Source organism: Stenotrophomonas sp. INTA L402-1 (assembly GCF_059295135.1).
In genome coordinates this window covers 37602-50533 of sequence record NZ_JCAFWP010000008.1, presented here as the reverse complement: position 1 = coordinate 50533, position 12932 = coordinate 37602, and the positions used below count along the sequence as shown (strand labels likewise).

Here is a 12932-nt window from a genome sequence, read left to right as displayed (position 1 = left end):
AGGCGACCATGTTCAAGCTGATCATTGAAACAGCGGTACGCCACCGCTGGCTGGTGGTGTTCATGGCGGCGCTGATCGCCGCCGTGGGCCTGTTCCAGCTGGGCAAGCTGCCGATCGACGCGGTGCCGGACATCACCAACCGCCAGGTGCAGATCAACACGGTGGCACCGGCGCTGACGCCGGAACAGATCGAACGGCAGGTGACCTACCCGCTGGAAACCGCGCTGGCCGGCATTCCCGGCCTGACCACCACGCGTTCGCTGTCGCGCAATGGCTTCTCGCAGGTGACCGCGATCTTCACCGATGCCACCGACATCTACTTCGCCCGCCAGCAGGTAGCCGAACGCATGCGCGAAGCATCGGAAGACCTGCCCGATGGCGCGTCGCCGATGCTGTCGCCGGTCACCACAGGCCTCGGCGAAGTGCTGATGTGGACGGTGGACTTCACCGCGTTCGATCCAGCCAAGCTGGCCAAGCCGGGTGAAGCCGGCTGGCAGGCCGGTGAGGTCTACCGCACGCCCGAAGGCAACCTGCTGCGCACGCCGGAAGAACGTGCGACCTACCTGCGCACCGTGCAGGACTGGATCATCGCGCCGCAGATGCGCTCCAGCCCCGGTCTGGCCGGCGTCGATACAGTCGGCGGCTACGTCAAGGAATACGGCGTACATCCGGACAGTGCAAGGCTGGCCGCGCACGGGCTCGGCCTGGCCGACCTGGTCACGGCCCTGCAGCGTTCCAACGTGCAGGCCGGTGCCGGCTTCGTACAGCGTGCCGGCGAAGGCCTGGTGGTACGTGCCGATGGCCTGGCGCTGACCACCGACGATCTGGCGCAGGCCCCGGTGGCCACCCGCAATGGCGTGGTGGTGCGCGTGGCCGATGTGGCCGACGTTGACCTGAGCCGCGCACCGCGCCTGGGTGCGGCCAGTCGCAACGGCCACGAAGCCGTGCTCGGCACCGCGCTGATGATCGCCGGCGGCAACAGCCGCACCGTGGCGCAGGCAGCTGCGGCGCGCCTGGAACAGGTCAACAAGTCGCTGCCGGCCGACATCGTGGCAGCACCGGTGCTGGACCGCAGCGTGCTGGTCAATTCCACCATCAAGACCGTGGCCAAGAACCTCACCGAGGGTGCGCTGCTGGTGGTGGTGGTGCTGTTCCTGCTGCTGGGCAACCTGCGTGCAGCAACGATCACCGCGCTGGTGATTCCGCTGTCGTTCCTGTTCGCAGTGATCGGCATGAACCGCTTCGGCATCAGCGGCAACCTGATGAGCCTGGGTGCGCTGGACTTCGGCATCCTGGTGGACGGTGCGGTGATCGTGATCGAATCGACGCTGCTGATGCTGGGCCAGCGCCGCGCCGAACTGGGCCGTGCATTGACCGCGATGGAACGCCTGCGCGTGGCCGCTGATTCGGCGCGCAAGATGGCACGCCCGGCGGCCTTCGGCCAGCTGATCATCCTGCTGGTGTTCGCGCCGATCCTTACCCTGGAAGGCGTGGAGGGCAAGACGTTCCACCCGATGGCGGCCACGTTCATGCTGGCCATGATCGGTGCCTTCATCTTCTCCTTCACCTTCGTGCCGGCGATGGCCGCACTGCTGGTGCGCGAGCCGAAGGTGAAGGACGGCGATGCACATGCTGACGATGGCGAGCACGAAACCAAGCTGATCCGCGTGCTGCGTGCGCGCATCGAACCAGTGGTGCGCAAAGCCGTGGCGCATCCGCGCACGGTGCTGGCCGGTGCGGTGATGATGGTGGTGGTGGGTATCGGTTCGTTCTCGCTGCTGGGCCGCGAGTTCATGCCGACGCTGGACGAAGGCAACGTGGCGATGCAGGCCCTGCGCGTGCCGTCGACCTCACTGGAGCAGTCGCTGGCAATGCAGCTGGCACTGGAAAAGGCGATTGCCAAACAGCCGGAAGTGGAAACCGTGTTCTCGCGTACCGGTACCGCCGAGGCGGCGATCGACCCGATGCCGACCAACATCTCAGACAGCGTGATCGTGCTCAAGCCGCGCAAGGACTGGCCGGATCCGAAGCTGGGCAAGGATGCACTGGTGGCACGCTTCGAGAAGCTGGCCGGGCAGCAGCTGGGCAACAGCTTCGAGTTCAGCCAGCCGATCGAGCTGCGCTTCAACGAGCTGATTTCCGGCGTGCGTACCGACCTGGCGGTGATGATCTTCGGCGATGACTTCAGCCAGCTGCAGAAAGTGGCCGACCAGGTGGCGTTGAAGCTGCGTGCGGTGAACGGTGCGGCCGACGTGCGGGTGGAACAGATCTCCGGCCTGCCCACGCTCAACGTGGCGATCGATCACGTGGCGGCGGCGCAGTACGGCCTGACCGCGGCGGATGTGAGTGACGCGCTGGCCACCGGCATCGGTGGTACCGCCGCCGGCAAGATCTTCGAAGGTGATCGCCGCTTCAACGTGGTGGTGCGCCTGGACGATGCCTCGCGCAATGATCCGGACCAGCTGGCCTCGTTGCCGATCGCCACGCCTGCAGGCCTGGTGATTCCGCTGTCGTCGGTCGCGCGCATCACGGTCAGCGAAGGACCGAACCAGATCAGCCGCAACAACGGCAGCCGCCGCGTGGTGGTGCAGGCCAACGTGCGTGGCCGCGACCTGGGCGGCTTCGTCGGCGAAGCGCAGGCAGCGGTGGCCGACGTGGCACTGCCGCCGGGTGCGTACCTGACCTGGGGTGGCCAGTTCGAGAACCTGCAGCGCGCGGAGAAGCGGCTGGCAACGGTGGTGCCGGTGGTGTTCCTGCTGATCGGCAGCCTGCTGTTCATGGCGCTGCGCAGCGGCAAGGAAGCCATTCTGGTGTTCAGCTGCGTGCCGTTGGCGCTGGTCGGCGGCATTCTCGCGCTGCTGCTGCGGGGCATGCCGTTCTCGGTGTCGGCGGCGGTCGGCTTCATCGCCGTGTCCGGCGTGGCCACCTTGAACGGCCTGGTGCTGATGCAGGCGATCCGCGAGCGCCTGGATGCCAGTGACCTGCCGCTGCAGGCGGCGATCAACGGCGCCTCCAGCCGCATCCGCGCGGTGCTGACCACGGCGCTGGTGGCGATCGTCGGCTTCATTCCGATGGCGATCGCCAGCGGTTCCGGTGCGGAAGTGCAGAAGCCGCTGGCCACGGTGGTGATCGGTGGCCTGATCACCGCCACCGTGCTGACCCTACTGGTGCTGCCGACCTTTGCAGCACGCGTGGCTAAGCCGCGGGCAGTGGGCTGAAAGACCACGGGGTCGGATCCTGCGATCCGACCCCGTTTTCCGATCCCTGGTAGTGCCGGCCGCTGGCCGGCAATGTCGAACGTTTGCGGTGCATGCGGGTTGCCGGCCAGCGGCCGGCACTACCCTTGCACGGTCAGGCCTTCTTGCGTTCGGCGATGTAGGCTTGGATCTGCTGTTCCAGCACCGGCAGCGGCACCGAGCCCTGCTTGAGCAGGGTGTCGTGGAAGCCCTTGATGTCAAACTTGTCGCCCAGCTCCTTCTCGGCCTGCGCACGCAGGCGCACGATGGCGATCTCGCCCAGCTTGTAGCTCAGCGCCTGGCCCGGCCAGGAAATGTAGCGGTCCACTTCGGTGGTCACTTCATGCTCGCTCAGCGCGGTGTGGTCACGCAGGTAGGCCAAGGCCTGCTCGCGGCTCCAGCCCTTGCTGTGCACACCGGTGTCGATCACCAGGCGCGTGGCGCGCCACATTTCGTAGGTCAGGCGGCCGAAGTCCTCATACGGGGTTTCGTAGATGCCCATTTCCACGCCCAGCTTCTCGCAGTACAGCGCCCAGCCTTCGCCATAAGCGGAAATGTAGGCGTTGCGGCGGAACTCGGGCAGGTTCTTCTGCTCGGCGGCAATGGCACCCTGCAGCGCGTGACCCGGATCGGACTCATGCAGGGTCAGCGCCGGCAGGTTGTACAGCGGGCGCGACGGCAGGTTGTAGGTGTTGAGCCAGTAGGTGCCCATGCCACCGCGGCCGGCGGTCCAGAACGGCGCGATGTCCGGCGGCACCGGCACAATGGTGAAGCGGGCGCGCGGCAGCGTCATGTACTTGCCGAGCTGGCCATCGGCCCGCTTGGAAATCCACGCGGCACGCGACAGCAGCTCTTCCGGCGTCTTCGCATAGAACTGCGGATCGGTGCGCAGGAAGGTCAGGAACTCGGCGAAGCTGCCCTTGAACTTCACCTGCTTGATGATGTCGTTCATTTCCTTCTGGATGCGTGCAACTTCATCCAGACCGATGCGGTGGATCTCGTCCGGCGACAGGTCCAGCGTGGTGTATTCGTGGATCTGCTGCTTGTAGTACGCCTTGCCGCCCGGCATCGCTTCGGCGGCCAGGGTGGTGCGCGCCTGCGGCACGTACTCGTTGACGAAGAAGGTGCGCAGCTGCTGGAACGCCGGCACCACCTTGCCGCTGATCGCTTCACGCACCTGCGCCTGCAGCTTGGCCTGCTCTGCGGCCGGAATGCTGTTGGGCAGCTTCTTGAACGGGGCGTACAGCGGCGATTCGGTCGGGTCTTTCAGCTCGGCGACGGTGGCGATCGACACCTCGCGGCCATCGAGCACCGCGCGCGGCACGCTGAAACCTCGCTTCAGGCCGGCGCGCATGTTTTCGGTCTGCTGGCCGAAATAACGCGGCACATCATTCAGGCGGGCGATGTAGTTCTGGTAGTCCTGCACGGTCTTCATCTCGCGCCGGGCCATGAAGGACAGGTTGGACCAGAACGACGAGTCGGCGTTGAACGGCATCTCGTAGCCACGCAGACGCGTTTCTTCGGCCAGGTTGAACACCTGGTCACGGTAGATCGCGTAGTTGACCTGGTTGTCGGGCGACAGAGTCTTCGGGTCGATTTTCTTCAGCGCAGCGAGGGTTTCATCCCACACCTTCAGGCGCGCCTGCTGCGCGGCCGGGCCGACGTCGGGCATGCGGGTGGCGTTGGCCGGGGCGTCTTCGTCCTCGCTGGCCTCACCACCGCCTTGCTGGCGCCACTTCCATTCCTTTTCGTACAGCGCGCGGAAGGCGGCATCGGCGGGCGATTCGGTGGCCACGCTGGCCGGTGCGGCGGCGGCTGGTGGCGCGGCCAAGGCCATGGCGGGGGTGGACAGGGCGAGCAGCAGGGCGACAGCAAGACGGGTTTTCACGAGCACAGGTTCCCGGGAAGGCAGACCCCGATGATGGCATCGCCCACGGCCCATGGCATGGGACGAAGGTCCTGCCTGCGCAGCAGACCGGGGCGCCGGTAGCGGCCAACCTTGGTTGGCCCCCCAAACCCAGCGCCGACCAAGGTCGGCATCTACCGTAGCGTGGCAGACCGGAGCTCCGGTAGCGGCCAACCTTGGTTGGCCCCCAAACCCAGCGCCGACCAAGGTCGGCAGCTACCGGATGAGGCCCCGAAGACCTAGTGGCTGGCCTTGTCCCGCTTCCAGCCCCGGTGCTTGATGTCCAGCTGCAGGCTGTACAGCGCGGTGAATGCCGGGAACAGGTTCTGCAGCACGCCCACCGAGTCCTGCTTGGCCGAGAACAGGAAGTAGCTCAGCGTCATCAGGCTGCCGACCACGCTCATGTACCAGAACAGGCGCGGGATGACCGGCTTGCCAGCGCGCTTGGAGGCCACGAACTGGACCAGCCAGCGCCCACCGAACATCAGCGCACCGGTGTAGCCGATCAGTTTCCAGCCGGTCACATGCAGGCCGGTCCAGTACAGCCAGGTCAGCGGCTGGTCGAGCCAGTGCAGGGCCAGGCCCATCATCGCTCTTCCACCGCGGTGCGCTTGCTGCGGGTGATCAGCCACGCCACGCCGCGCAGATCACGGATGCCGACCAGCGCACGGCCCAGGTTGTTGTACTTGGAAACGCCGGCGGTACGGTGGCGATGGTTGACCGGCACGCTGGTGGTCTTCCAGCCGGCGCGCTGCATCAGCGCCGGCAGGTAGCGGTGCATGTGGTCGAAGTACGGCAGGTCGAGGAACGCGCTGCGCTCGAACAGCTTGATACCACAGCCGGTGTCGGGGGTGTCGTCGCGCAGCATGCGCGCGCGGATGGCATTGGCCCACTTGCTGGCCCAGCGCTTGCTGCCGCTGTCCTGGCGGTTGACGCGCCAGCCGGCGAACAGCTTCACCTGCGCCGCTGCGGCATCACGTGCAGCCAGCAGCTTGGGAATGTCGGCAGGATCGTTCTGCCCGTCACCATCGAGAGTCGCGATCCACGGCGCCAGGGCGTGCTTGACGCCGGTGCGCACCGCCGTGCTCTGCCCACTCTGGTTCACGTGGTGCAGCACCCGCAGTTCCGGGGTGGTGGCCTTCAGGCCCTGCAGCACTGCCAGGGTGTCATCGCGCGAGTGGTCATCGATGTAGACGATCTCGAACGGCAAGCGGCCACGCAGAGCAGCGGTGATTTCGGCCACCAGTGGCGCGACGTTGTCGCGCTCGTTGAACACGGGGACGACGACGGAAAGCTCGGGTTGGCTCATGGGGGGACTCGGCCAAGAGGGAACAAAGACCGCGCATTCTCCGAAGCCAAGGTTATCCGAAGATGAATCCGGCTGTGTGAGGATCCCTCCTCAGGCGCGGTCGCCAAAATACTCGCGGCACCACTGCACGACGGGCGGCAGCCCCGCTTCGATCGGGGTCACCGCGTCGAAGCCGAATGCGTCATGTGCACGCCGGGTATCCGCCATCGTGCGCACCATGTCGCCCGGCTGCATCGGCTTGTAGACCTTCTGCGCAGGGCGGCCGGCAGCCTGCTCGATCACGCTGATGAAGCGCTCCAGCTCGACCGGCGTATGGTTGCCGAGGTTGAACACCCGGTGCGGCACCGGACCATCGGCCGGATGCGCGAGCGCGCCGAGGATACCGGCCACGATGTCGGAGACATGTGTGAAGTCGCGCTGCATGCGGCCTTCGTTGAACACATCGATCGGCCGCCCGGCCAGCACCGCGCGCGAGAACAGCAGCGGCGCCATGTCCGGCCGGCCCCACGGGCCATACACGGTGAAGAAGCGCAGGCCGGTGGCATGCAGGCCGTACAGCTGTGCGTAGGTGTAGGCCATCAGCTCGTTGGCTGCCTTGGTCGCCGCGTACAGCGAGCGCGGCTGGTCCACGCGCTGGTCCTCGGAGAACGGCGGCGTAGCCGAATCACCGTAGACCGAACTGCTCGACGCATACACCAGGTGCTGCACGCCACGGTGGCGGCACAGCTCGAGCATGTTGACGAAACCGACCAGGTTGCTGTCGACGTAGGCCTGCGGATTTTCCAGCGAATAGCGCACGCCGGCCTGTGCAGCCAGATGGATCACCGCGGTCGGCTTCACCTCGTCGAACAGCGCAGCCAGGCCCTGCTGGTCGGTCAGGTCCAGGGTGCGCAGGTCCAGCGTCGGGCACAGCGCGGCCACGCGGTCGCGCTTGATCTGCGGGTCGTAGTAGTCGTTGAAGTTGTCCAGGCCGACCACCGGCCGGCCCGCCTCCAGCAGCGCGCGGGCGGTGTAGGCACCGATGAAGCCGGCAGCGCCGGTAAGCAGGATGGTCATGGCAGGGGCCCGGAAGCAGAAATTCAGGCCCCTGATGTTACCGGTCTCAGAACAAACCGAAACGCTTCCTGGCGACGTTGACCCGGCCCGGCTCGATCACATCGTTGATCTGTTTCGCATCGAAGCGGTCGAGCAGGACGTCGTCGCCCTTCTTCAGCTTCAGGTCCATCTCTTCCGGATACAGCGGAACCAGGCTCATGAAGCTGATGGTCCTGCCGTCGTCCAGTTCCAGCGTGGCGAAGTCCTCCGGGGTAGTCACCGGGGGCAGCACGATGGCGCCGTCGAAGCCCACGCCGGGCGCATAGGGCTCGCTGGGATGGCCGTTGGGAATGGTGTGGCCGAAGCCCAGCCAGGTGTCGTACTCATGCGGCAACCGCGCCATGCCCTTCAGCAGGCGCACCGGCCAGTAATTGCGCTCGTCCTCGAAGGCGTCCTGGGACATCGGCCAGTCGGCCGGCAGGGTCACCATCAGCTCCATGTAGCGCGGCACATCCGCGTCCACGTCGGCGGGCACGGTCATCGGCAGGTCGCTCATGCCGGAGGTGACCAGGCGCAGGTACGGGCAGTGGTCATTGGCCGGCACCACGTGCACGTCAATGTGCACCAGGTCGGAAATGAGTTCGTGCAGGACCGTGGCGATCGGTCCGAGATGGCGCTCGATATGGCCGCTGATCGCTTCGATGTGCTGCTCTTCGCCGATGGCGAGCACAAAGTCCTTTTCGCGCCGGTGCCTCAGTATCTGGGTACCGTCCGGGCTGACGTCCTCGTACTCGTATTCGTTGCTCATGTCCTGCTCCCTGGATGAGGCCACGGACCGGAGAGCAGTGCATCCCCCGGCGCGCGCGGCGGTGCGTTCCCTGTCATCTGCAGGACGCGGCAGGAACAGGCCGCATCCCCTGGCGCTGCGCCGGGCTCAGCCCTGGCGCGTACGCAGTTTTTCCAGCACGCCGTCCAGGGTATCCAGGTCGGTGTAATGGATGATCAGCTTGCCCTTGCCGCCGCGGCCGTGGCTGATCGCCACCTTGGCACCCAGCGCTTCGGACAGTTCGGTTTCCAGCGAGGCGATGTCGGCCTGCTGCACTTTCGGTGTGGCGACCGGGCGGTTGCTCGGCACCTTGCCGGCCGCGAAGGCCTGCGCACGGCGCTCGACCTCGCGCACCGACCAGCCTTCATCGGCCGCTTCCTGCGCCAGCTTGCCGGCCAGCTCGGGGGCCAGGGTCAGCAGCGCGCGGGCATGGCCCATTTCCAGGCGGCGGGTTTCCAGCAGCAGGCGGATTGCCACCGGCAGCTCCAGCAGGCGCAGCAGGTTGGACACCGCCGCACGCGAGCGGCCGACGGCCTCGGCAGCCTCGGCATGGGTCAGGGTGAATTCGCTGATCAGGCGCTGCAGCGCTTCGGCTTCTTCCAGCGGGTTGAGGTCTTCGCGCTGGATGTTCTCGATCAGCGCCATCGCGATGACGGTGCGGTCTTCCAGCTCGCGCACCACCACCGGCACTTCGTCCAGGCCGGCCAGCTGCGAGGCGCGCCAGCGGCGTTCACCGGCGACGATCTCGTAGTTGCCCGCCGGCAGCTGGCGCACCAGGATCGGCTGGATCACGCCCTGCGACTTGATCGAATCAGCCAGCTCGGAGAGCTTGCCCTCGTCCATCTCGCGGCGCGGCTGGTACTTGCCCGGCTGCAGCTGGCCGACGGCCAGCTTGCGCAGCACCTCACCCGGCAGCGGCTCGATCACCGCAGTGGTGGCCTGCACCTGGCTGACCGCCCCCTTGGGACCGAGCAGGGCATCCAGGCCACGGCCGAGGCCTCGCTTCTTGGCTGCCGGCTTGCTGCTGGTCATCAGACGGTCTCCACGGCCTTGGCGGCCTTGTTGCGTTCGTTGTTGCGGCGGATGATCTCGCCGGCCAAGCCCAGGTAGGCCACGCCACCGCGCGAGGCGCGGTCGTAGCCGACGATGCTCTGGCCATGGCTGGGTGCCTCGGCCAGGCGCACGTTGCGCGGCACGATGGTGCGGAACACGCGGTCGCCGAAGTGCTCGGTGAGCTCGGCCGAGACCGCGTTGGCCAGGTTGTTGCGCACATCGAACATGGTGCGCAGCACGCCTTCGATCTCCAGCGCCGGGTTGAGGTTGGCACGCAGCGCTTCGATGGTTTCCACCAGCGCGCTCAGGCCTTCCAGTGCGTAGTACTCGCACTGCATCGGTACGATCACCGAATCGGCGGCGGCCAGCGCGTTGAGCGTCAGCAGCGACAGCGCCGGCGGGCAGTCGATCAGGATGTAGTCGTACTCGTCGCGGATCGGTGCCAGCGCGCGCTTCAGGCGCTGCTCGCGCTCGCTCTGCGCCATCAGCTGGATCTCGGCCGCGGTCAGGTCGATGTTGCCCGGCAGCAGGTCGTAGCCTTCGGCCGTCTGCACGCGCACATCGGCGGCGCTGGACTCGCCCAGCAGCAGATCGTAGGTGGAGGAGACCAGCTCGCGCTTGTCCACGCCACTGCCCATGGTCGCGTTGCCCTGCGAATCCAGGTCGACCAACAGCACGCGCTTGGGTGCGTTGGCCAAGGAAGCGGCCAGGTTGACGGCGGTCGTGGTCTTGCCGACGCCACCCTTCTGGTTGGCGATGGCGATGATGCGGGCCATGCGGGTGTGCCTCGTCGACGTGTGCTGGGACCGGTCATTATGCGTACAACCGGGCCCTTGCGGAAATCGTGGATCGCCAACCTCTTGTTCCACAAGGGGCTGGCGACGGGAATCAGGGACCTGTAACAGTGACCAGGTGGCGTTCGCCGGCCAGGCCGGGCACGCTCAACGGGGTCACCTCGCGCACCTGCCAGCCAGCCGGCAGCTCCGCGATCTCTTCATGCGGGTAGACACCCTTCATGGCCAGCAGCACGCCACCGGGGCGCAGCAGGTGGCCACCAACGCGGACGATGCCGGCCAGGGTGTCCATCGCACGCGCGGTCAGCTGGTCGTAGTGGCCAGCTTCGTCCAGCGCCTCGGCGCGCGATTCGGCCACGCGGGCATTGCCCAGACCGAGCTGGCGCACGGCCTCGCGCATGAAGCGCGCCTTCTTGCCGTTGCTCTCCACCAGGGTGACCTGCAGGCCCGGGCAGGCGATCGCCAGCGGGATGCCAGGCAAGCCGGGGCCGGTGCCGAGGTCGGCCAGGCTGCCATCAGCCACGAACGGCTGCATCGCCAGCGAGTCGAGCAGGTGACGGGTGACCATCTCCTGCGGGTCGCGGATGGCGGTGAGGTTGTAGGTGCCGTTCCAGCGGTGCAGCAGGGCCAGGTAGCGCAGCAGCGGCGGCGCCAGCGCGGCGTCCAGGCCCATGCTGGCCAGGCCCTGTTCCAGCGTGGCAGCCACGCTGGCGGGAAGTGGGTGTTCGCTCATGCCGCCATTATCGCCGGTTTTGCGCGCTGATTCCCCGCTTCAGTGCGGATACCAGGCCAATGCCGCACGGAACTGGCCGGTGGCCTGCCATTCGTGCAGGTGCCAGCGCGCGGCCTCGCCCAGTTCCGGGTCGCACCAGCGCAGGTGCAGGGCGCCATCGGCCCCCGGTGCCAACTGCAGGCGGTGCAGGCCGAACGAGATGCCCTGCCCGTGCGCCTTCAGCATCGCTTCCTTGGCGCACCACACGCGGAAGAACCAGTGCTCGCGCGCGGCCTCGTCCAGGCTTTCCAGCCAGGCCACTTCCGCGGGGTGGAAGAAACGCTGCACGATCTCCAGCAGGCGGGCCCGCGGCCGCAGCAGCTCCAGGTCCACGCCCAGCCGCACGCCTTCGCCCAGCGCCACCAGCAGCACCTCGCCGCTGTGGCTCCAGCCGGTGCCGTAGTGGGCCAACGCGCCGCTCAGCTCCGGCCGGCCCTTGTCATCGCGGACCAGCGGCAGCGTGTCCGGGTCGGCGCCCAGCGCCTGCGCCAGCACCTGCCGCGCCTGCGGTTCGCCGCGGTGGCCCGGCACGTGCGGGCGCCGCCAGACCGTCACCGGACCGAAGCGCCACGGGCCGTCGAGGGTGGCTGGCAGGCTCATCCGCACGCGCCCATCACGCAATTCCACGACGGGTTCACGGCCGTGCGCGTCAACTGGTCAAAGTTCCCCACCGGAGGTTCGATCATGGGCATCATCATCTGGCTGATCGTCGGCGGCATCGTAGGCTGGCTGGCCAGCATCATCATGAAGCGCGATGCCCAGCAGGGCATCATCCTCAACATCGTGGTCGGCATCGTCGGCGCGCTGATTTCCGGCTGGCTGTTCGGCGGCGGCATCAACGAAGCGATCACCATCCGCACCTTCCTGTTCTCGCTGATCGGTGCGGTGATCCTGCTGGCGATCGTCAACCTGTTCACCCGCAAGAGCATACGGTGATCTGATGGTAGTGCCGGCCGCTGGCCGGCAGACGTTTCAGAACGGGCCCGGCAATCGTCGGGCCCCGTTCTGTAGAGTCGAGCTTGCTCGACTGCATGGGAGATCAGTCGAGCAAGCTCGACTCGACTTCCACCCACGCCGGCGCATGGTCGCTCGGGCGCTCCCAGGTACGCGGCTCACGATCAATGCCCGAGGCCACCGCACTGCCCTTCAGCGCATCGGAGACCAGGGTCAGGTCGATGCGCAGGCCCAGGTTGCGGCGGAAGCCAGCGGCACGGTAATCCCACCAGCTGAAGGTGCCCGCCTCGTCATTGTGCAGGCGGAAGCCATCGTGCAGGCCCAGCTGCAGCAGCTTGTTGAGCGCGCCGCGCTCGGCGGTGGAGGTCAGGATGTGGTTCTCGTTCCACACCTCCGGGTCGTGCACATCGCGCGCGTCTGGGGCGATGTTGAAATCGCCCATCACGATCAGCTTCGGGTGCCGCTGCAGTTCTTGGGCGATCCAGGCATGCACCGCCTCCAGCCAGCGCAGCTTGTAGTCGTACTTGTCGGTGCCGATGTCCTGGCCGTTGACCACGTACAGGTTGATCACCCGCAGGTCGCCGAAGGTACCGGCGATGACGCGCTTCTGTTCGTCCTCGAAGCCGGGAATGCCGATCTGCACGTCCTGCGCCGGCTCACGCGACAGCAGCGCCACGCCGTTGTAGGTCTTCTGGCCGGCGAACACGCTGCGGTAGCCCGCGCCGATCAGCGCCGAATCGGGGAACTTGTGGTCCTCCAGCTTGGTTTCCTGGATACCGACGATGTCCGGGCCGAAGTCCTTGAGCCACTGCTCCAGGTGCGGCAGGCGGACATTGAGCGAATTGACGTTCCACGAGGCGATCTTCATGGGAGCCATTCTACCCGGCCCAGGTTTGGTAGACGCCAACCTTGGTTGGCGCATGGGGTTCACGCGTGCCAACCAAGGTTGGCACCCACCGGAAGGGGCCGCGCGGGTTGGCACCCACCGGTAGTGCCGGCCGCTGGCCGGCAACCCCATGAACCGTCGGCAAGACCCTGCAGTTGCCG

General features: G+C 66.9%; 12 protein-coding genes. 2 read left to right on the top strand and 10 right to left on the bottom strand.

The genetic code is table 11. The annotated features are described in order from the left end of the window. Positions 1-8 precede the first annotated feature (8 nt). Complete coding sequence (locus AC5O77_RS07170; protein WP_494506638.1) at positions 9-3218, top strand: efflux RND transporter permease subunit; 3210 nt, start codon at positions 9-11, stop codon at positions 3216-3218. 133 nt (positions 3219-3351) lie between these two features. On the opposite strand, the gene AC5O77_RS07165 is transcribed toward AC5O77_RS07170, so the two are convergent. The 9 genes from AC5O77_RS07165 to AC5O77_RS07125 form a co-directional block, all read right to left on the bottom strand. Further along, positions 3352-5124, bottom strand: coding sequence for a DUF885 domain-containing protein (locus AC5O77_RS07165; protein WP_478057931.1), 1773 nt, complete (start codon positions 5122-5124; stop codon positions 3352-3354). A gap of 257 nt (positions 5125-5381) precedes the next feature. Then, on the bottom strand, positions 5382-5729 hold the full coding sequence (locus tag AC5O77_RS07160) for a lipid-A-disaccharide synthase N-terminal domain-containing protein (RefSeq protein ID WP_032973852.1): 348 nt from the start codon (positions 5727-5729) through the stop codon (positions 5382-5384). Next, entirely contained in the window at positions 5729-6451 is a 723-nt protein-coding gene (locus AC5O77_RS07155) for a glycosyltransferase family 2 protein (RefSeq protein WP_006402840.1), read from the bottom strand. The genes AC5O77_RS07160 and AC5O77_RS07155 overlap by 1 nt, the downstream gene beginning before the upstream one ends. A gap of 90 nt (positions 6452-6541) precedes the next feature. Then, entirely contained in the window at positions 6542-7507 is a 966-nt protein-coding gene (locus AC5O77_RS07150; protein ID WP_494506637.1) for an NAD-dependent epimerase/dehydratase family protein, read from the bottom strand. Between the two features lie 46 nt (positions 7508-7553). Further along, a complete protein-coding gene (locus AC5O77_RS07145) occupies positions 7554-8294 on the bottom strand; it encodes a suppressor of fused domain protein (RefSeq protein WP_478057929.1) in 741 nt (246 codons plus the stop codon). Positions 8295-8420: 126 nt separating this feature from the next. Next, positions 8421-9344 carry a ParB/RepB/Spo0J family partition protein gene (locus AC5O77_RS07140; protein ID WP_019338308.1) on the bottom strand — a complete coding sequence of 308 codons (924 nt, stop codon included), beginning with the start codon at positions 9342-9344 and terminating at the stop codon, positions 8421-8423. Continuing rightward, the gene (locus AC5O77_RS07135; RefSeq protein ID WP_032128472.1) at positions 9344-10141 is read right to left on the bottom strand and encodes a ParA family protein; all 798 of its coding nucleotides are present in this window, start codon (positions 10139-10141) and stop codon (positions 9344-9346) included. Before AC5O77_RS07135 ends, AC5O77_RS07140 begins: the two co-directional genes overlap by 1 nt. A 112-nt stretch (positions 10142-10253) precedes the next feature. After that, a complete protein-coding gene (gene rsmG / locus AC5O77_RS07130; protein ID WP_012512505.1) occupies positions 10254-10892 on the bottom strand; it encodes a 16S rRNA (guanine(527)-N(7))-methyltransferase RsmG in 639 nt (212 codons plus the stop codon). A 39-nt stretch (positions 10893-10931) separates the two neighbouring features. Next, positions 10932-11531 carry a 4'-phosphopantetheinyl transferase family protein gene (locus AC5O77_RS07125; protein WP_494506636.1) on the bottom strand — a complete coding sequence of 200 codons (600 nt, stop codon included), beginning with the start codon at positions 11529-11531 and terminating at the stop codon, positions 10932-10934. 84 nt (positions 11532-11615) lie between these two features. On the opposite strand from AC5O77_RS07125, the gene AC5O77_RS07120 reads away from it, so the two are divergent. Further along, a complete protein-coding gene (locus tag AC5O77_RS07120) occupies positions 11616-11867 on the top strand; it encodes a GlsB/YeaQ/YmgE family stress response membrane protein (RefSeq protein WP_005411656.1) in 252 nt (83 codons plus the stop codon). 103 nt (positions 11868-11970) lie between these two features. Here the strand turns inward: AC5O77_RS07120 and xth are convergent, their stop codons facing one another. Continuing rightward, on the bottom strand, positions 11971-12753 hold the full coding sequence (xth, locus tag AC5O77_RS07115; RefSeq protein WP_478057928.1) for an exodeoxyribonuclease III: 783 nt from the start codon (positions 12751-12753) through the stop codon (positions 11971-11973). Between the last annotated feature and the right edge of the window lie 179 nt (positions 12754-12932).

Coding starts and splice junctions, on each gene's coding strand:
- xth (WP_478057928.1), bottom strand. CDS start 12,753: ATGAAGATCGCCTCGTGGAACGTCAATTCGCTCAATGTCCGCCTGCCG.
- AC5O77_RS07150 (WP_494506637.1), bottom strand. CDS start 7,507: ATGACCATCCTGCTTACCGGCGCTGCCGGCTTCATCGGTGCCTACACC.
- AC5O77_RS07140 (WP_019338308.1), bottom strand. CDS start 9,344: ATGACCAGCAGCAAGCCGGCAGCCAAGAAGCGAGGCCTCGGCCGTGGC.
- AC5O77_RS07135 (WP_032128472.1), bottom strand. CDS start 10,141: ATGGCCCGCATCATCGCCATCGCCAACCAGAAGGGTGGCGTCGGCAAG.
- AC5O77_RS07155 (WP_006402840.1), bottom strand. CDS start 6,451: ATGAGCCAACCCGAGCTTTCCGTCGTCGTCCCCGTGTTCAACGAGCGC.
- AC5O77_RS07125 (WP_494506636.1), bottom strand. CDS start 11,531: ATGAGCCTGCCAGCCACCCTCGACGGCCCGTGGCGCTTCGGTCCGGTG.
- AC5O77_RS07120 (WP_005411656.1), top strand. CDS start 11,616: ATGGGCATCATCATCTGGCTGATCGTCGGCGGCATCGTAGGCTGGCTG.
- AC5O77_RS07145 (WP_478057929.1), bottom strand. CDS start 8,294: ATGAGCAACGAATACGAGTACGAGGACGTCAGCCCGGACGGTACCCAG.
- AC5O77_RS07170 (WP_494506638.1), top strand. CDS start 9: ATGTTCAAGCTGATCATTGAAACAGCGGTACGCCACCGCTGGCTGGTG.
- rsmG (WP_012512505.1), bottom strand. CDS start 10,892: ATGAGCGAACACCCACTTCCCGCCAGCGTGGCTGCCACGCTGGAACAG.
- AC5O77_RS07160 (WP_032973852.1), bottom strand. CDS start 5,729: ATGGGCCTGGCCCTGCACTGGCTCGACCAGCCGCTGACCTGGCTGTAC.